Source organism: Streptomyces sp. NPDC032126 (genome assembly GCF_055580085.1).
The window spans coordinates 1-15,223 of the sequence record NZ_JBVIMA010000016.1; the positions used below are offsets into that span (position 1 = coordinate 1).

The window sequence follows — 15,223 nt, forward strand, 5'->3', positions numbered from 1 at the left end:
ACGGGGGATCGTCCGAGGCGGACTCTGATCGTTGCGTGAGCGGTCCTGGGGGAGACCGCGAACGCCCAGCTCAGGCCGTGCGACCATCATGACGCAGGCTCACCCAACGCGCCAGACTCGTTGGGTGTGGGAGATTCCTGGGAGACAATCTCGCTCCCCTGCTTCCGCCGGGGCCGGGCAGGCTCCCACTCCCCGGGGTCGTCCACCACCGCCACCGACGTCTCCCACAGCTTCTGCAGGTCCGTCGCGATGTCCTTCTCCATCGCCAGCGTCATGTGCGAATAGGCGCCCTCAACGCCCGGGATCCTGTGCCGCATCCGCTCCTCAACCGCCACCCGCGGATGCTTCAGCTCGTCCAGCCACACCTTCATGCTGTGCCGCAGCCCGTGCGGGACCAGATTCTCGATCCCGGCGACCGCCTTCATGTCCGGCAGCCGGCTGGGCCGGCCGAACCGGTCCGGCTGCGCCGCGTGCCCGTCGACGAACCGCCGCCAGATGTCCGTGTAGAAGTAAGCCCCCGTGTCCATCTTCCGGCCCGTCTTGCTGGGGAACACCCACTCCGACTCGTGCGCTTCGAGCAGCTCACTCAGGAGGCCGGCGAGGAACGGCGGCAGGATGATGCTGCCCGTCGACCCGTACTTCGGAGCCACCTGAGTCTTGCGGCCATCCACGTACTGGGTCTGCTCCTGTACCAGCAGACGGCACCCCTGGCCCTGGTCGTCGAGAAGCAAGTGTTCTCGGCGCAGGCCCGCGGCCTCGGAGATGCGCAGCCCGCAGTAAGCGATCGTGAGGACCAGTGTGTACCCGACGAGGCCCCGCATCTCCCGTGCGTTGCGGGCCAGCAAATAGGCCTGGCGTGGCGTCGCGATGACCACCTCGTCGTCCTGCTGCCTGCCCTTGTACCGGCCGCGCCGCCGCGACTTGAGGGTGGCCACCGGGTTATCGGCCAGCACCTTCGAGGCGACGGCGTCGTCGAACATCACCCGCATCACGGACATGATGCTCTTCACGTACCGCGGCTTGTAACGCCGCCGCAGCTGCTGCTCCCAGACGTTCACCGCGATGGTGGAGACGTCGGCCATGGCCACGTCTTCCCACCGGGGCAGGATCACGCTTCGCAGGCGCTGCCGGTACGTCGCGTCGCTGCGGTTGGCGAGCTCCACCGACTCCATCCACACCGGGGCCCACTCCCCGGCGGTGATACGCCCGTCGCGGGGGTCGAGGAACGTCTTGCGCCGCACGTCCGTCTCAAGGCCGGCGGCATAGTTGCGAGCTGACGACTTCGTCGTGAACGGCTTCCCGTTGTCATCGCGGCTGACCGAGCCCCACGTGCCGTCAGGGCGCTGGTAGCGGCCCCGCCACCTGTTGGGGCCCCGCTTCTCCGCATAAGCCATGGATCACCTCACCGGATCCGCGTGTCAGCCGGTGACGGCACGCAGTGCCCTGCGGACGACCGTATCGTCTAGCCGCTGCCAGCCGGAGGCGCTCGTGTTGAGCAACAGCTGCATGGCCTTGGCGCCGTGCTTGGTGATCATCCTGCGGTCGACGTAGATGGTGAACCGGCCGTCGTCCCGGTCCTCCAACCACATGTCGACGTTGAACGGCATTCCTGTTACTCGTACTACCCGCACGCACATGAGTCCCCCAAGACCCCGCGGGCGCCCCTCCCTTGTGGTTGCCCCATGGAAACACATTTCGTTGCAGGCCGGGAGGGGATGAGAACAACGCGTGCGCCCCCTGTTACGCGCCGTTCGCCGCCGGCGTGTCGTCGTCATCGTCGGGGAGCCCCTGGAGCTTGCTCTCGGCGCGCCGCCAGGCCAGGAGCGCGTCCTGGATCTCCTGAGGCGTGGCGTCGGGACGCCCGTGGACGACGACGGTCATGCGGACGCCCCGGGTGCCGGGCAGCTGGATGACGGCGGAGTCGAGGAGCGGGTCGTCACTTTCCAGCTCGTCGACGATCCGCAGTGGCAGCTTGCTGCGCAGCCGGTCTGCGTCACCACGTGTCCCCTTCGCCGCCTCTCGGGGCGCGTGGGCAGGGGTGGGCTGGCCGCCGTCGAGGATGGTGCGGCCGGACCCCTCGGCCCAGCCAAGGTGCGGCTCGATCCTGGCCATGGTCTGAGGCATCCGGGTGCGCGGTTTACCGCTTTCGAGGTTCTGGACGCTCCCCTCACTGACGCCGGCGAGCTCGGCGAGGGCGAGCTGCGTGAGGCCGCGGGCTTCGCGCGCCGCCCGGACGGCGGCCGCGAGCTTGCCCCACTGCAGTTTGGTCCGGTCCTCAGTCATGGGCGCCATCATGCCGCACGGTTTGGCAACGCGCACCCACTGAATCCCCTAATTGACCAGGATTGATCGGTCTTTGGGGAGCTTTTTTGTTGCCTCGTTAGCGCCTCCTTGCGCTTGCGCCCCGTGAACGCGCCGTTCCGCGCCGCACATCTTTGGCCATGGTTGCAGCTTCAATGGCCCTTCGAGCACCTAACCAAGCAGGCTGGACACCCAATAAAACCCAGCGAACACCTTGCGGGCGCCGCGTCGATAGGTTTACGTTCTGTCCTGTGAGACCCAACGGAGCCGCAATGAAGGCCATCCGCGAGCGCTCTGGAATCAGCCTTCAGCAGCTCGCAAAAGACATCGGCCGAGATGTCGGCTTCCTCTCCCGCGTTGAGCGCGGACAGCAAGGAGCGGGAGCCGAAACCCTCCACCGCTACGCCGAACGTCTGAACGTGCCCATCGACGCCATAACCCACAAGGAGGAACCCAGTGAGCGTCACTGACCTTGCTCCCCCCACCAAGGCCGGCGGGGAGGACAGCGCCATCGCAGTCGACACCACGCTCATCACGCGGCTCACGTCCGCGGTCGAGCAGGTGGCCGCCATGCAGTCGGCCGCGGCCAGCCTCGAACTGCGCTGCTTCACCCCGGAGGAGGCGGCCGCGCTCCTCGGCAAGAGCGTGAACTGGGTCGCCGAGAGCATCCGCGCCCGCCGCATCCCCTTCACCTACGTCGGCCGCACGCCGCGCCTCACCGCCGAGCACATCCGCTGGGTGCAGGCGCACGGCGAAGTCCTGCCGAGCAAGTACGCCAAGCCCCTCGCCGCCTGACGCGGCAAACAAAGAGGCCACCGCGTAACCGCCAAGCCCGCGATGACCTCGAACGCTCCACCCCTCACGAACTCACGAAACGAAAGGGGCTTCACGTGCCTCAATCCTCTCAGACGCCGTCCCGACGGGACGACCTGATCACGATCCTGCGCCACGGCGGAGCACGCACCGACGAGACCGCGAACTACGTGGTCGACGCCTTCGCCAATGAAGTCCTCCGCGAGGACGCCGAGCAGCGGAAGGCGATGCCCCGAACCGAGCGTTCGTACTGGCAGGCCATCGCCGACGCCCTCAACGCGGCCGAGTCGGCTGGCATGGCGGTCGGCATCGACCTCGACGGCACGCTGACCGATCACAACGCCTGGTCGGTCATCTGGGACCGCGACGCCAAGCAGTGGGTCCTCGCTGGCTACGACTCCGAGGGCGGTGCGGCATGAGCGACTACCCAGAGATCGCGGCCCGGTTCGCCCGGGACACGGCCGGCCACCAGATGACCGTCCTGCACGACGACGGGCTGTACCGGCACCTGCGGTTCTCCCGAGCCGGTTGGGGAAGCATCGCCTGCTTCGACATCGTCACCTGGCCGGGAGTCCTCGCCATCCGCGGCGACATCAAGGACGCCTACGTCTTCACCCGGCTGACGGACATGTTCCAGTTCTTCCGTGGGTGGGACGTCGACCCTCACTACTGGTCGGAGAAGCTCGACGGCGATCGCGACCGTGTCATGACGTATTCGCAGGAACTGTTCGAGCAGCAGGTCAAGAAGCACGTCGTCGACGCCATCCGCAGCGGGGATGCCCCGCGCGGCATCGGAGCCGAGGTCACGCGCGACATCTTCGAGTGGGGGGACATCACCCACGAGGACGGTGCCCGTAAGGAGCTGGAGAACTTCAGCTACGAGGGCTGGTCGTTCGGCGAGACGTGGGAGTGGAACTTCCGCGACTGGGACTGGGCGTTCCTGTGGGCCTGCCACGCGATCGTGTGGGGCATCGCCCGCTACGACCGGGTCCGCAAGTACGGGCTGGAGAACCTCGCCGCTCCGAAGGCGGTGGCGTCATGACCCGCCCGATCGACCACCTGGACGTGGCCACGCCGGTGTTGGAGGCGGAGCTCGTGGCCGTCGCCTTCCAGCAGGCCGCCGCCCGCACGCATTCCCCATCGGATCGGATCGCGTTCCAGATGGATGCCTGGCTGGTCACGCACCCGATGGCGTGTGCGACGGCCGCCGACTACCCGGACTGGGCCGCCGAGTTCGCCGCGATCCAGGCCGCCCACAGCAGCCCGCCGAAGGAGGTCGCGTCGTGACCGCCGTCGCCGAGCCCCGCCCGCTGGCGGATCTGGAGCAGGACGCGATCGCCCGCGTCGAGGCCGAGTTCGCGCGCCGCGCCAAGGGCGTTAAGCCGATGACCCCCGCCGAGTACGTCGAGCGGGTGGCGCAGGTCCACGTCCGCTACGCGCACCGCCGCCGCTGGCTGGCCGCACACGAGCGGGCGGTGGCGTCGTGAGCCTCCTCGACCTGCCGCCCACCCCGGACACTGCGGCGCCGATCGTCGTGCCCGGCCTGCTGTCGGGCCTCGGCATCACCCCGCGCCGGGTGCCCGCCTGGATCACCGACCCGAACCTCATCGACGACATCCTCTCCGGCCACGCCGACATCCCCGCCGAGTTCATGGGGGAGGCGTGATGGCCACACCCCGCCGCATCCAACGCCGCCGCGTCAAGGGCTGGCGCGTCGAGGACCAAACCACCAACCCGCTCGGCGTCGTCTACGTCGGCCGCGGCTCCCGCTGGGGCAATCCCTGCACCCAGATCCGCATGCCCGCCCTCGACGGCTCCGAGTGGGAGCGCGAGGGCCGCCTCGGCAAGACGTCCGGCGAGCGGCACGCCTTCGTCCACCCGGACAAAACCGTGACGTGGCACCTCGTGAAGGACGCCACCCGGGAGCAGGCCGTCGCCATGTACCGCGACTGGCTGGCCCAGCGGCCGGACCTCGCCGAGCAGGCGCGGCAGGAGCTGGCGGGCCGGGACCTCATGTGCTGGTGCCCCCTCGACAAGCCCTGCCACGCCGACGTGCTGCTGGCGCTGGCCAACCCGGCGGACGCGCTGTGACCGCCCCCTCCCCGTACCTGTCGCCCATCGCCGGCCTGTGGACGGCCCTGGCCCGCCTGTGCATCCGCCGACTCACCGACCGCGCGACCGAGTTGGAAGCCGAGTTGGCCGCCGAAACCGCACTCAACCAGCACCTGAAGGACGAAGCGAAATGACCATCGTCGATCGGCTGCTCGTGCGCCGCGTGCCTCGTACCCGGCATCGCGCGCCCGATGAGATCGCCCGGCTGCGACTCCTGCTCTCCGGGGCCAGGGCCACGATCGCCGCCAAGGACGGTCAGTTGGACGACCAGCGGCGGGAGCACGCCGAGACCGTGCAGCGGATCGACGAACGTCACGCCGAGACCGTGGCCGGCCTGGAGCGGCAGATCGCCGAACTTCAGCAGCGCCTCAACATCGCCTGCCAGGCCAACGCCGCGGCAGACGAAACGCAGGAGATCGACCCCGAGGTCGTGAAGCGGCTGTTCACCCCGGTGCCGCTGCATCAGGCGCCGTTCGCGACCACCGACCCCGGCCGCGTGCCGCCCTCCTGGGCGCGCACCGACTAGCTCGCCGCTCTCGCCGGATGACGACTGGCCGGCGAGGCAGCGCCACAACCGAAGACCTGCCGCGTCGAGTCCCCCCAGCTCCGCGGCCTCCCAGGCGGCTCGCCCCGCACCACCTCCCCCCGGTCGGGGCGGGCCGCCATCCATCAGCACACCCGAAAGCAGGTCACATGAGCACCAGCAGCCCCACCATCCCGGCGGACGTCGCCGCGCACGTCCTCTTCCACTACGGCCGCGAAGGCGGCTACCAGGCCGGGTCGTTCACCACCAGCCTGCTCACCACCATGGGCATGGCCGACCCCGCCAACCTCGACAAGCTCGCCGCCGCCTTCCCCGAGTACGTCGCCGCCATCACCGCCATCCAGTACGACCCGGACGGCGTCGCACACCTCCAGGCCATCGCCCGCGGCGAGGTGGCCGCATGACCGTCATCGCGTTCGTCGACACCGAGACGACCCACCTGGACCCCCGCCACGGAGACGCGTGGGAGATCGCTGTCATCCGCCGACGTGAAGACGGCGCCGACTGCGAATACCTGTGGCAGGTCCGCCCCGACCTCACGACCGCAGACCCCAAGGCCCTTGAGATCGGGAAGTTCGAGGAACGCTTCGCCGTTCCCGACGGCTGGGACGCCATCGAGTTCTTCCCGGCCGGCGGCCCGCCGCTGCGGTCAACGCTCCCCGAGATGCTGTTCGACCTGCAGGACGTCCTCAAGGACGCCGTCGTCGTCGGCTCGAATCCCGGGTTCGACGTGGCGTTCCTGACCAAGCTGCTGCACGCCCACGGTCGCAAGACCGTGTGGCACTACCGGCCGGTCGACATTGCCACCTTCGCGGCCGGCTTCCGACTCGGTCAGGCCGCGTCCGGCGCCTACGGCGGAGACTTCGCCTTCCAGGCCGACTATCCACGGCTGCCGTTCAAGTCCTACGAGCTCTCCCGCGCCGTCGGCGTTGAGCCGCCCAGCAAGGAAGTCGCGCACACCGCACTCGGCGACGCCAGGTGGGCCCGTGACGTGTACGACGCGATCGCCAGCGTGACGCCGATGTGCCTGGACGGCGTCGCATGACCGCGGCGCCGGTCGAGGTCGTGCCCGGCCTGTACGACATCGACGCCGAGCTGTACCACTCCGACCCCATTCCCGGCGGCAGCCTGTCGTCGACCGGCGCCCGCAAGCTCGTCACCGAGTGCCCCGCCAAGTTCAAGCACTGGCTCGACAACCCGCAGCCCCACAACAAGGCCCTCGAACTCGGCACCGCCGCCCACAAACTCGTGCTCGACGACGGCCCCGAACTCGTCCTCGTCGAGGCGGAGAAGTGGAACACCGACGCCATCAAGGCTGAGGTCGAGGCGATCCGGGACGCCGGGAACATCCCGCTCAAGCGTCACGAGCTGGAGCAGGTCAAGGCCATGGCGGCCGCCCTGCGCGCAGACGAGGAGGCGGCCCGCCTCCTGGAGCCCGGCTCCGGCGCCGCCGAGCAGTCCGCCTTCTGGGACGACCACGGCGTGTGGCGGCGGGCCCGCTTCGACTGGCTGCGCCACGACGGTCAGATCGTCGACTACAAGACCGCCCGCTCCTGCCGCCGCGAAGACCTGGAGAAGGCGTTCTACGAGCACGGCTACGCCCAGCAGCAGGAGTGGTACCTCGACGCCGGCCTGGCCCTCGGCCTGGTCGACCCGGAGAAGCCGTTCCAGTTCGTGCTGCAGGAGAAGGAACCGCCCTACCTCGTCGTGGTCACCACCTGCGACCCGATGGCCCGCAACATCGGCCGCCACCTCAACGAGGTCGCCCTCAACACCTACGCCATCTGCCGCGAGTCCGGCGAGTGGCCCGGCTACCTGCCCAACCCGATGACCGCGCTGCCCTCGTGGGTCGAGCGCCAGTACGCCTAGGAGTAGCCCGCATGTCCCAGCTTCCGCCCCCCGTCCGCACCGCGCGGCCCGCCGCCGAACAGAACGGCTCCTCCGAGCAGTTCGCGTTCCGGCCGGCCAGCAAGGCTGGCCGCAAGGCCCGCCTGTCCATCCAGGGCATGTCCGGCTCCGGCAAGACCTGGACTGGCCTGTCCATCTGCCACGGCTTGTCCGAGGGCCGCAAGTTCGCGGTCATCGACACCGAACGGGGAGCCGCCAGCCTGTACGCCGGGATCGGCGGCATCCAGTTCGACACCCTCGCCATGGACCGCTACGACCCCCGAGACCTCGCCCGCGCCCTGGCCGTCGCCGCCCAGGCTGGCTACCCGACCGCGTTCGTCGACAGCCTCTCCCACTTCTGGAAGGGCACCGACGGCATCCTCGACCAGGTCGAGAAGGCCAAGAGCAAGTACGGCAACAACGCGTTCGCGGGCTGGAAAGACGGCACCCCCATCCAGAACGACATGGTCGCCGCGATTCTCGCCTACCCCGGTCACGTCGTCTGCTCGATGCGCTCCTACACCGAGTGGGTGCTGCAGGAGAACGAGCGCGGCAAGAAGGAACCGACGCGGGTCGGCATGCGGCCCGAGCAGCGCAAGGGCATCGAGTACGAGTTCGACATCGCCGTCGCGATGGACCTCGACAACCGGCTCGAAGTCCTCAAGTCCCGCTGCCCGTCCCTGAATCGCGCGGTCATCGAGCGGCCCAACGGCGCCCGCGACATCGCCGCCCCGGTCCTCGCCTGGCTCGCCGCCGAGCCCGACACCACCGAGTAACCGCCTTCGGGGCCCCGCCCGCCGCAAACAGGCGGGCCCCCACTACCTCAAGGACATCACATGCTGCTCACTCCCGCCCAGGCTAAGGCCCGCGCCGAACGAATCCTCGCCGCCCTCAAGCCCACCGTCTCCCAGTGGACGACCGCCGTCCTCGACCAGGCCGTCCTCCACCTCGCCGACAGCGGAGCCCCGTTCGGCATGAACGACATACGACTCCTCGTCCCCGAGGACGACTGCCGCAAGGCCGGCGTCTACTTCGCCGCCCTCACCGGCCACGACGCCCTCCACCCCAACGAGCCGCAACTGCTGCGGAAGGTCGACGAAGAGCCGTCGATCAACCCGAAAGCGCACGGCAAGAAGGTCAACGTCTACCTGCTCACCCGGGCCGGACGGAAGTTCATCCAGGACCGGCAGGCCGCCCGCACCGAGCAGCGGAAGGCGGCCGCCTGATGAAATCCGCCCTCCTGTTCCTCGCCTGCATGGCCCTCATGGTCGGCGCATCGGCCGGCTGGTACGCGTACCTGAACCGCGACGCACGGAGGCGGCCGTGACCGCCTTCGACCTGCTGGCCGCGCTCGCCCACGCCGTCCTCACCGGATGGGCCGCCTTCTACGGCGCCTGCCTCGCCGCCCTCGCCATCGGCCTCGGCTACCGGGCCGGAACCACCCTCGCCATCCGCCACCACGCCCGCCAACTCGCCCGCTGCGTGCACCTGTACGCCAACCACCCCGGCCTGCGCACCGCACTCGACACCAACTACCAGCCCCGGAAGGAGGACTGATGGCCAGCCGCCCCGTCCCCCCTCACGGCACCACGGCCCGCGCCTACGGCAGCCCCGGCCGCCGGCCCCGTTGCCACTGCCAGCCCTGCCGAACGGCACGCAACCAGCACCAGAAGAAGACTCGGATCGACCGTGAGCTGGGCCGCAGCCCCTTCACTAGCCCGGTCAAAGCGCAGGAACACCTACGCACACTCCACCAGACCATGAGCTGGGACACCCTCGCCGCAGCAACCCGTGTGCCGTTCAGCAACTTGATCGCGATCTACCAGGGCCAGCGCAAGAAGATCCGCCACGAAACCGAAGCAAAGATCCTCGCGGTGCGACCGTTCGGCAAGGGCGACGGCGGTCAGTACATCGACGTCACGGGCAGCATGCGACGGATCCAGGCTCTCAGCTGCATCGGCCACTCCTACACCACACTCTCAGCCGCCGCCGACACGGCACCCAACCGGATCCTGTCCATCGCTAACGGACGGCAGCCCACCGTCCGCCGCGACCTCGCCGACCGAATCGCGGCCGTCTACCGGCAACTCGCCACCACCCCGCCGCCACGCAACAAACACACCAACCGCACCCGAAACCTCGCGCGGGCCAAGGGATGGGACGGGCCGACCGCATGGGACGACGACACCATGGATGACCCGACCACGCTGCCCGATACGACCGGGCACTGCGGAACCGACCGCGGCTACTGGCTGCACAAGCTCAGCGGCATCCCCGTCTGCAAGCGCTGCGAGACCGCCCACCAGCACTGGCTGGCCGAGCGCTCCCACCTCACCGCGCAGGAGCGATGGGCCGCGGTCGGCCAGGCCAAAGCAGCCGCCTCCAACCGCGGCGCCACGATCGCCGCCGACGCTCGCGAGCTCCTCTCCTATGGCGTGTCCATCGATCAGGCCGCCGAACGCATCGGCGTCACCCGCAACCACCTCCAGCAGGAACTCATCCGCCACCCCCAGACCGAACAGGAGCTCGCAGCGTGAGCCTGACCTTCACCGACATCTTCTGCGGCGCCGGAGGCTCCAGCACCGGGCTCGTCGGCGCCGGCCTGGAACTGCGGCTCGCCGCGAACCACTGGCAGCGCGCCATCGAGACGCACGCCGCGAACCACCGCGACGCCGACCACCTGTGCGCCGACGTCAACAACTACGACATGCGCCGCCTGCCCTCCACCGACGTGCTGTGGGCGTCGCCGATCTGCACCGAGCTCAGCCCCGCGGGCGGACGACGGCGCAAGACTGGCGCGGGTGCCGGGCAGTTGGGGCTGGAGGAGTTCGGGCCGATCTCCTCGGGCGCGTTCGACCGCACCAGGGCCACGTTCTGGGACGTCATCCGCGCCACCGAAGTCCACCGCTACAAGGCCGTGCTGGTGGAGAACGTGATGGAGGCCGCGGACTGGGAGCTGTTCGACGTGTGGCTCGCCGGAATGCGGACCCTCGGCTACAACATCCAGTTCGTGTCCCTGTCCTCGGCGCACGCCGGCGATGGGGACACGAACCCGGCGGCGCCGCAGTGGCGGGACCGCATCTACATCGTCGCCACCCGTAAGGGCATCCCGCTGCCGAACGTCGAACCGCGCCCGCAGGCGTGGTGCCCGGTGTGCGAGGAGACCGTCACCGCGTTCCAGTCGTGGAAGAAGGACGGCCGCAAGCTCGGCAAGTACGGCCAGCAGTACGTGTACCGCTGCCCCAACGGACCGAAGTGCAGGCACGCGGTCGTCGAGCCATACGTCCGTCCCGCAGCCTCGATCATCGACTGGTCGAACCTCGGCGTCCGTATCGGCGACCGCGCGGAGAAGGGGCTGCGGCCGCTCGCCGCGAACACGGTCACCCGCATCCGCAAGGGCCTCGACCTCCTCGGCGACCGCCGCATCGTCCTCACCGTCAACCACGCCGGGCACGACGGCCGCGCGTTCCCCGCCGACGGGGCGCCGCTCCCGGCCCGCACCGCGAAGATCGGCGACGCAATCCTCGTCCCCTCGGGCGGCACCTGGAACACCACCGCCACGTCGACAGCCGAACCGATGCGCACCCGGATGGCCAACCCGAAGGGCTTCGAAGCCCTGGTCACTCCGCCGCAGGCAGACGACAGCTTCATCATCACCCTCCGCCGCAACGGAGGCGCCGCGCCGGTCTCCGAGCCGGTTGACACCGTCACCGCGAAGGGCCGCCACCACTGGCTCGTCATCCCGTACCGCAACGCGGCGACCAGGACGACCGCCGAACCGCTGCACACGCTCTCCACGGTCGACTCCGCGGCGATCGCCTCGCCGGCGCCAACGCTGGAGGACTGCCACTACCGGATGATCCAGCCGCGCGAACAGCTCCTCGCCCAACGCTTCCCCGACGACTACATCGTCCTCGGCAACAAGGGCGAGCAGACCATGCAGGCCGGAAACGCCGTCTCCTGCAACGTCGCCCAGTGGCTCGGCGGGCGCGTCCGGGACGCCCTTAACCGCACCTCGGCAGCCGCCGCGTGACCGCGGGCCGCCAGCCGCGCGACCGGCCCTGAACCAGCAGTAACCCCCGACCCCACTCGCTCCAGCCGAAGGACAAAGCCGTGACCTTGGACGCCATGCCGCGACGGGAGGTGCAGTGATGGGGATCAAGCGCGTCGTCGACGTCCTCCTCCGTGCACCTGCCGACCTGACGCCGGGTGAGCGCATGGTGCTCGTGGCCATCGGTGAGAACGTCCGGGACGGCGATCCGTCGCGTCTCACCTGGCCCGACTTCAACGTGCACACGCTTGCGGAGAGGGCCGGGCTCACCGGCAAGGGCAGCTTGAAGTCTGCGCTTCAGCGACTGGCTAAGCGGGGCCTTGAGGTCCGCGTTCCGATCACCTCTGGCAAGGACGGTCGGCCCGTCTACGCCCTGCCGGGAAAGCAGTGCCGCTACCGCTTCCCCGCCTCCCTCGTAGGGGAGGTCACAACCTCCCCTAACGAAGGGGAAGGGGAGGTCCTGACCTCGCCAGGGGAGGTCACAACCTCCCCTAAGGGGAGGTCAGGACCCCGCCAGGCGGGGTCAGAACCTCCCCCTACCCCTCCCCCTACATCCCCTCCCCCCTCCAGCGCGAGCCAGGACCCCGCACCACCGGCCGACCTCGGCAGCCGAAGGCAGCAGCAAGACGACGAAGCAGCCACCGCAGCAGTCGACTTCCTCGAAGGCCTTCCAACCCCCTGGACCGTCGGCCCACGCACCGCTACCGCCATGGCGCCCGAACTGCTCGCCATGACCCGGCGGCAGGGATGGGACTTCGACGACGAACTCGTAGCGAAGCTCACCGAGAAACCGGAAGGCGTCAGGAACCACTCGCAGATCCTGCGGATCCGCATCGGCGACCTCCCGCGCCGGATCAAGAAGCCCCCACCCCGCCCGACTGCCCCGCTGCCGCCCTGGTGCGGCGAATGCGCCGACGGAGCCCGCGCCGCAGAACGCGAAGCACGCCTGCGCCTCGTCTACGACGACCAGGGCAACGGCCACCCCTGCCCCAAATGCCACCCCGACATGACCAGCACCGCCGCCTGAAACGGAGAACACCAGCAGTGGACGACGAGACCTTCGAGCGCATCCCCCCGCAGGACCTCAACGCCGAACAGTGCGTCCTCGGAGGCATGCTCCTGTCGAGGCGGGCCATCACCGAAGTCGTCGAGATCCTCAGCGGCGAGGACTTCTACCGCCCGCAGCACGAGACCGTGTTCCGCGCAGTCATCGACCTCTACCACCGCAACGAGCCCGCCGACCAGATCACCATCACCAACTACCTGCGCGAGCTTGGCGTCCTTACCAAGGTCGGGGGACCCGTCTACATCAGCGAACTCGTGCGCTCCGTACCCACGGCCGCGAACGCCGCCTACTACGCGGAGATCGTCCGCGACTGTGCCACCTACCGCCGCCTCGCCTCGGCCGGCCAGCGCATCGCCGAGATCGGCTACAGCGGCGAAGGCGAGGCGCAGCAGGCGGTCGACGCCGCCCAGGCCGAACTCGCCGGCGTACTCAAGGCGCAGGAGGACGCCGACTCCGCGCTCCTCGGCGAGGACCTGCCCGAGGTCGTCGCCGAGCTGGAGAAGCTCCAGGCTGAGGGCCGCGCCATGGGTGTGTCGACCGGCTTCAAGGACCTGGACTCCCTGCTGCACGGGCTCCACCCCGGCCAGATGATCATCGTGGCGGGGCGGCCCGGCCTCGGAAAATCCACCCTCGGTGTCGACTTCCTGCGCGCCACCTGCCTCCGCGACAGGACCCCCGGCGCCTTCTTCAGCCTGGAGATGTCCCGCCGCGAAGTGCAGCACCGCATCATCTCCGCCGAAGCGAAGATCGGCCTGCACAAAATCCGTGGCGGCATCATGACCGACTACGACTGGGCGGCCTTCGCCAACCAGATGCAGGTGCTCACCGCCGCACCCCTCACCATCGACGCCACCCCCAACCGCACCGTCTCCCAGATCAAGGCCCGCTGCCACCAGATCAAGCAGGCCACCGGCCTCGGCCTCGTCGTCATCGACTACCTCCAGCTCCTCGACAGCGCCGGCAAGAAGCGGCCCGAGAACCGGCAGGTCGAGGTCTCCGAGATGAGCCGCGGCATCAAGCTCATGGCCAAGGAGCTTGACGTGCCCGTCGTCGTCCTCTGCCAGCTCAACCGCGGGCCCGAGCAGCGCTCCGACAAGAAGCCGATGCTGTCCGACCTGCGCGAGTCCGGTTCGCTGGAGCAGGACGCCGACGTCGTGATCCTCGTGCACCGAGAAGACGCCTACGAGGACGAGTCGCCGCGCGCCGGCGAGGCCGACCTGATTGTGGCGAAGCACCGGGCCGGCCCGCGGTCGACAGTCACCGTCGCCGCGCAGCTGCACTACAGCCGGTTCTGCGACATGGCAGACACCTGATGGACGGGATCCGTCCAGACGACGTCGCCGCAATACGCGCTGAAGAGGGCTCCCTCGTCGCCCTGTTCACCCAACTCGCCGGGAAGACGCCGCAGCCACCGGAGCCGAAGCCCGATGACGAGAAGCCGAAGTACCACATCGCCCGACCGGGCGCCTGGCCGTGCGGTACGGCCGCCACCGGCCCCACCCCCCCGCCCTGTACCCACCGCACCGCCTGACTGACCACCCATCCGCAACCACACCAACCCGAACACACCCACAGAGGACACCATGACCACCCGCCAACTCACCCCCGAACAACTCGCCGAACTGAAGCCGCTCGCCACCCTCATCGCCGACAAGGTCTCCACCATCCCCGTCCACCACGGCCTCGGCGGCACCGACGACCTGGTCGCCGAACTCGTCCTCGCCGTGTCCGCCTACATGGGCCGCACCCTCGGACCCGACGCGCCAGTCCTCGCCGAGATCCAAGCCGAGCGAGAGCGGCAGGACGCCAAGTGGGGCGAGCAGAACCACCCCGACGGCACCGGCCCGCGCACGGCCGCCATCGTCGGCATGCTCTGCCACGCCGATCAGGCTGCGCACTACGCCCAACTCGCGTGCCAGTCCGCAGCCGAGGAGGGCGGGACCACATGGCGGCTCGTGCTCGCCGAGGAGGTCCTCGAAGCGCTCGCCGAGTCCGACCCGGCCCGCCTGCGCGCCGAGCTGGTCCAGGTCGCGGCAGTAGCCGTCGCTTGGGTCGCCGCGATCGACCGCCGCACCCCGGCCTGACCTGCATCCCCATCCCGCCGCACCCCAACCACAACCCGGAAGGACCCCCCGATGACCGACCAGCCCCGCCGCCACGCTCACGCCCGCGGTGCCGCAGCTGAAAATGCCGCCGCCACCGCCGCAGCGATCCGCGCGGAATGCGACGCCATCGACAGCGTGACCACCGACCCGGACATCCGGGCAGCGACCGCCCGCATCCGCACCATCCTCACCGACGGCCCTCCTGCCGTCCCCTGCACCGCCACCGAACCCGACCCGAAGGGCGGCGCCCCCTACACGTGCTCCCTGACCACCAAGCACGCCATGCACTTCGACGAGCAACGTCGAGTGCACTGGCTCCCCGACGCTCCGTCTGCCTGACCAGC

General features: G+C 69.5%; 26 protein-coding genes. 23 read left to right on the forward strand and 3 right to left on the reverse strand.

Annotation, left to right across the window (positions count from 1 at the left end; all coding sequences use genetic code 11):
* Positions 1 to 86 precede the first annotated feature (86 nt).
* From ACZ5NW_RS36255 to ACZ5NW_RS36265, 3 genes are all read right to left on the reverse strand, one after another.
* Positions 87 to 1,394, reverse strand: coding sequence for a tyrosine-type recombinase/integrase (locus ACZ5NW_RS36255; RefSeq protein ID WP_468748297.1), 1,308 nt, complete (start codon positions 1,392 to 1,394; stop codon positions 87 to 89).
* Positions 1,395 to 1,418: 24 nt separating this feature from the next.
* A complete protein-coding gene (locus ACZ5NW_RS36260; RefSeq protein ID WP_468748298.1) occupies positions 1,419 to 1,607 on the reverse strand; it encodes a hypothetical protein in 189 nt (62 codons plus the stop codon).
* A 133-nt stretch (positions 1,608 to 1,740) separates the two neighbouring features.
* A complete protein-coding gene (locus tag ACZ5NW_RS36265) occupies positions 1,741 to 2,283 on the reverse strand; it encodes a helix-turn-helix domain-containing protein (protein WP_468748299.1) in 543 nt (180 codons plus the stop codon).
* A gap of 290 nt (positions 2,284 to 2,573) precedes the next feature.
* Here ACZ5NW_RS36265 and ACZ5NW_RS36270 point away from each other — a divergent pair, with 290 nt between their 5' ends.
* The 23 genes from ACZ5NW_RS36270 to ACZ5NW_RS36380 all read left to right on the forward strand — a co-directional run bounded on the left by ACZ5NW_RS36270 (position 2,574) and on the right by ACZ5NW_RS36380 (position 15,218).
* A complete protein-coding gene (locus tag ACZ5NW_RS36270; RefSeq protein WP_468748300.1) occupies positions 2,574 to 2,771 on the forward strand; it encodes a helix-turn-helix domain-containing protein in 198 nt (65 codons plus the stop codon).
* Complete coding sequence (locus tag ACZ5NW_RS36275) at positions 2,758 to 3,096, forward strand: helix-turn-helix domain-containing protein (RefSeq protein ID WP_468748301.1); 339 nt, start codon at positions 2,758 to 2,760, stop codon at positions 3,094 to 3,096. Before ACZ5NW_RS36270 ends, ACZ5NW_RS36275 begins: the two co-directional genes overlap by 14 nt.
* A 95-nt stretch (positions 3,097 to 3,191) precedes the next feature.
* Entirely contained in the window at positions 3,192 to 3,533 is a 342-nt protein-coding gene (locus ACZ5NW_RS36280) for a hypothetical protein (RefSeq protein WP_468748302.1), read from the forward strand.
* Positions 3,530 to 4,156, forward strand: coding sequence for a hypothetical protein (locus ACZ5NW_RS36285; protein ID WP_468748303.1), 627 nt, complete (start codon positions 3,530 to 3,532; stop codon positions 4,154 to 4,156). Before ACZ5NW_RS36280 ends, ACZ5NW_RS36285 begins: the two co-directional genes overlap by 4 nt.
* On the forward strand, positions 4,153 to 4,401 hold the full coding sequence (locus ACZ5NW_RS36290) for a hypothetical protein (protein WP_468748304.1): 249 nt from the start codon (positions 4,153 to 4,155) through the stop codon (positions 4,399 to 4,401). Before ACZ5NW_RS36285 ends, ACZ5NW_RS36290 begins: the two co-directional genes overlap by 4 nt.
* A complete protein-coding gene (locus ACZ5NW_RS36295) occupies positions 4,398 to 4,601 on the forward strand; it encodes a hypothetical protein (RefSeq protein WP_468748305.1) in 204 nt (67 codons plus the stop codon). Before ACZ5NW_RS36290 ends, ACZ5NW_RS36295 begins: the two co-directional genes overlap by 4 nt.
* Positions 4,598 to 4,780: a hypothetical protein gene (locus ACZ5NW_RS36300; protein ID WP_468748306.1), complete on the forward strand. Its 183-nt coding sequence runs from the start codon at positions 4,598 to 4,600 to the stop codon at positions 4,778 to 4,780. The genes ACZ5NW_RS36295 and ACZ5NW_RS36300 overlap by 4 nt, the downstream gene beginning before the upstream one ends.
* A complete protein-coding gene (locus ACZ5NW_RS36305; protein WP_468748307.1) occupies positions 4,780 to 5,205 on the forward strand; it encodes a DUF4326 domain-containing protein in 426 nt (141 codons plus the stop codon). The genes ACZ5NW_RS36300 and ACZ5NW_RS36305 overlap by 1 nt, the downstream gene beginning before the upstream one ends.
* On the forward strand, positions 5,202 to 5,360 hold the full coding sequence (locus tag ACZ5NW_RS36310; protein WP_468748308.1) for a hypothetical protein: 159 nt from the start codon (positions 5,202 to 5,204) through the stop codon (positions 5,358 to 5,360). Before ACZ5NW_RS36305 ends, ACZ5NW_RS36310 begins: the two co-directional genes overlap by 4 nt.
* Entirely contained in the window at positions 5,357 to 5,752 is a 396-nt protein-coding gene (locus ACZ5NW_RS36315; protein WP_468748309.1) for a hypothetical protein, read from the forward strand. The genes ACZ5NW_RS36310 and ACZ5NW_RS36315 overlap by 4 nt, the downstream gene beginning before the upstream one ends.
* A gap of 167 nt (positions 5,753 to 5,919) precedes the next feature.
* Positions 5,920 to 6,174, forward strand: a complete 255-nt coding sequence (locus tag ACZ5NW_RS36320; RefSeq protein WP_468748310.1) for a hypothetical protein — start codon at positions 5,920 to 5,922, stop codon at positions 6,172 to 6,174.
* Positions 6,171 to 6,815 carry a 3'-5' exonuclease gene (locus ACZ5NW_RS36325; RefSeq protein WP_468748311.1) on the forward strand — a complete coding sequence of 215 codons (645 nt, stop codon included), beginning with the start codon at positions 6,171 to 6,173 and terminating at the stop codon, positions 6,813 to 6,815. The genes ACZ5NW_RS36320 and ACZ5NW_RS36325 overlap by 4 nt, the downstream gene beginning before the upstream one ends.
* The gene (locus ACZ5NW_RS36330; RefSeq protein ID WP_468748312.1) at positions 6,812 to 7,639 is read left to right on the forward strand and encodes a PD-(D/E)XK nuclease family protein; all 828 of its coding nucleotides are present in this window, start codon (positions 6,812 to 6,814) and stop codon (positions 7,637 to 7,639) included. The genes ACZ5NW_RS36325 and ACZ5NW_RS36330 overlap by 4 nt, the downstream gene beginning before the upstream one ends.
* An 11-nt stretch (positions 7,640 to 7,650) precedes the next feature.
* A complete protein-coding gene (locus ACZ5NW_RS36335; RefSeq protein WP_468748313.1) occupies positions 7,651 to 8,433 on the forward strand; it encodes an AAA family ATPase in 783 nt (260 codons plus the stop codon).
* A 60-nt stretch (positions 8,434 to 8,493) separates the two neighbouring features.
* Positions 8,494 to 8,883: a hypothetical protein gene (locus ACZ5NW_RS36340; RefSeq protein WP_468748314.1), complete on the forward strand. Its 390-nt coding sequence runs from the start codon at positions 8,494 to 8,496 to the stop codon at positions 8,881 to 8,883.
* A 97-nt stretch (positions 8,884 to 8,980) separates the two neighbouring features.
* On the forward strand, positions 8,981 to 9,214 hold the full coding sequence (locus ACZ5NW_RS36345; protein WP_468748315.1) for a hypothetical protein: 234 nt from the start codon (positions 8,981 to 8,983) through the stop codon (positions 9,212 to 9,214).
* Between the two features lie 203 nt (positions 9,215 to 9,417).
* On the forward strand, positions 9,418 to 10,194 hold the full coding sequence (locus ACZ5NW_RS36350) for a hypothetical protein (RefSeq protein ID WP_468748316.1): 777 nt from the start codon (positions 9,418 to 9,420) through the stop codon (positions 10,192 to 10,194).
* Positions 10,191 to 11,690 (forward strand): DNA cytosine methyltransferase, encoded by a 1,500-nt coding sequence (locus ACZ5NW_RS36355; protein ID WP_468748317.1) that lies wholly within the window; start codon positions 10,191 to 10,193, stop codon positions 11,688 to 11,690. Before ACZ5NW_RS36350 ends, ACZ5NW_RS36355 begins: the two co-directional genes overlap by 4 nt.
* Positions 11,691 to 12,417: 727 nt before the next feature.
* A complete protein-coding gene (locus ACZ5NW_RS36360; protein ID WP_468748318.1) occupies positions 12,418 to 12,735 on the forward strand; it encodes a hypothetical protein in 318 nt (105 codons plus the stop codon).
* On the forward strand, positions 12,702 to 14,087 hold the full coding sequence (gene dnaB / locus ACZ5NW_RS36365; RefSeq protein WP_468748319.1) for a replicative DNA helicase: 1,386 nt from the start codon (positions 12,702 to 12,704) through the stop codon (positions 14,085 to 14,087). Before ACZ5NW_RS36360 ends, dnaB begins: the two co-directional genes overlap by 34 nt.
* Complete coding sequence (locus tag ACZ5NW_RS36370) at positions 14,087 to 14,305, forward strand: hypothetical protein (protein WP_468748320.1); 219 nt, start codon at positions 14,087 to 14,089, stop codon at positions 14,303 to 14,305. Before dnaB ends, ACZ5NW_RS36370 begins: the two co-directional genes overlap by 1 nt.
* A gap of 52 nt (positions 14,306 to 14,357) precedes the next feature.
* A complete protein-coding gene (locus tag ACZ5NW_RS36375; protein ID WP_468748321.1) occupies positions 14,358 to 14,858 on the forward strand; it encodes an NUDIX hydrolase in 501 nt (166 codons plus the stop codon).
* 51 nt (positions 14,859 to 14,909) lie between these two features.
* Positions 14,910 to 15,218: a hypothetical protein gene (locus tag ACZ5NW_RS36380; protein WP_468748322.1), complete on the forward strand. Its 309-nt coding sequence runs from the start codon at positions 14,910 to 14,912 to the stop codon at positions 15,216 to 15,218.
* Positions 15,219 to 15,223 lie beyond the last annotated feature (5 nt).

Excerpts from the sequence above, each read along its gene's own strand:
- ACZ5NW_RS36305 (WP_468748307.1), top strand. The coding sequence starts at position 4,780 with ATGGCCACACCCCGCCGCATCCAACGCCGCCGCGTCAAGGGCTGGCGC.
- ACZ5NW_RS36380 (WP_468748322.1), top strand. The coding sequence starts at position 14,910 with ATGACCGACCAGCCCCGCCGCCACGCTCACGCCCGCGGTGCCGCAGCT.
- ACZ5NW_RS36330 (WP_468748312.1), top strand. The coding sequence starts at position 6,812 with ATGACCGCGGCGCCGGTCGAGGTCGTGCCCGGCCTGTACGACATCGAC.
- ACZ5NW_RS36290 (WP_468748304.1), top strand. The coding sequence starts at position 4,153 with ATGACCCGCCCGATCGACCACCTGGACGTGGCCACGCCGGTGTTGGAG.
- ACZ5NW_RS36285 (WP_468748303.1), top strand. The coding sequence starts at position 3,530 with ATGAGCGACTACCCAGAGATCGCGGCCCGGTTCGCCCGGGACACGGCC.
- ACZ5NW_RS36315 (WP_468748309.1), top strand. The coding sequence starts at position 5,357 with ATGACCATCGTCGATCGGCTGCTCGTGCGCCGCGTGCCTCGTACCCGG.
- ACZ5NW_RS36350 (WP_468748316.1), top strand. The coding sequence starts at position 9,418 with ATGAGCTGGGACACCCTCGCCGCAGCAACCCGTGTGCCGTTCAGCAAC.
- ACZ5NW_RS36260 (WP_468748298.1), bottom strand. The coding sequence starts at position 1,607 with ATGCCGTTCAACGTCGACATGTGGTTGGAGGACCGGGACGACGGCCGG.
- ACZ5NW_RS36360 (WP_468748318.1), top strand. The coding sequence starts at position 12,418 with ATGGCGCCCGAACTGCTCGCCATGACCCGGCGGCAGGGATGGGACTTC.
- ACZ5NW_RS36325 (WP_468748311.1), top strand. The coding sequence starts at position 6,171 with ATGACCGTCATCGCGTTCGTCGACACCGAGACGACCCACCTGGACCCC.
- ACZ5NW_RS36265 (WP_468748299.1), bottom strand. The coding sequence starts at position 2,283 with ATGACTGAGGACCGGACCAAACTGCAGTGGGGCAAGCTCGCGGCCGCC.
- dnaB (WP_468748319.1), top strand. The coding sequence starts at position 12,702 with ATGCCACCCCGACATGACCAGCACCGCCGCCTGAAACGGAGAACACCA.
- ACZ5NW_RS36370 (WP_468748320.1), top strand. The coding sequence starts at position 14,087 with ATGGACGGGATCCGTCCAGACGACGTCGCCGCAATACGCGCTGAAGAG.
- ACZ5NW_RS36335 (WP_468748313.1), top strand. The coding sequence starts at position 7,651 with ATGTCCCAGCTTCCGCCCCCCGTCCGCACCGCGCGGCCCGCCGCCGAA.
- ACZ5NW_RS36340 (WP_468748314.1), top strand. The coding sequence starts at position 8,494 with ATGCTGCTCACTCCCGCCCAGGCTAAGGCCCGCGCCGAACGAATCCTC.
- ACZ5NW_RS36375 (WP_468748321.1), top strand. The coding sequence starts at position 14,358 with ATGACCACCCGCCAACTCACCCCCGAACAACTCGCCGAACTGAAGCCG.
- ACZ5NW_RS36255 (WP_468748297.1), bottom strand. The coding sequence starts at position 1,394 with ATGGCTTATGCGGAGAAGCGGGGCCCCAACAGGTGGCGGGGCCGCTAC.
- ACZ5NW_RS36270 (WP_468748300.1), top strand. The coding sequence starts at position 2,574 with ATGAAGGCCATCCGCGAGCGCTCTGGAATCAGCCTTCAGCAGCTCGCA.
- ACZ5NW_RS36320 (WP_468748310.1), top strand. The coding sequence starts at position 5,920 with ATGAGCACCAGCAGCCCCACCATCCCGGCGGACGTCGCCGCGCACGTC.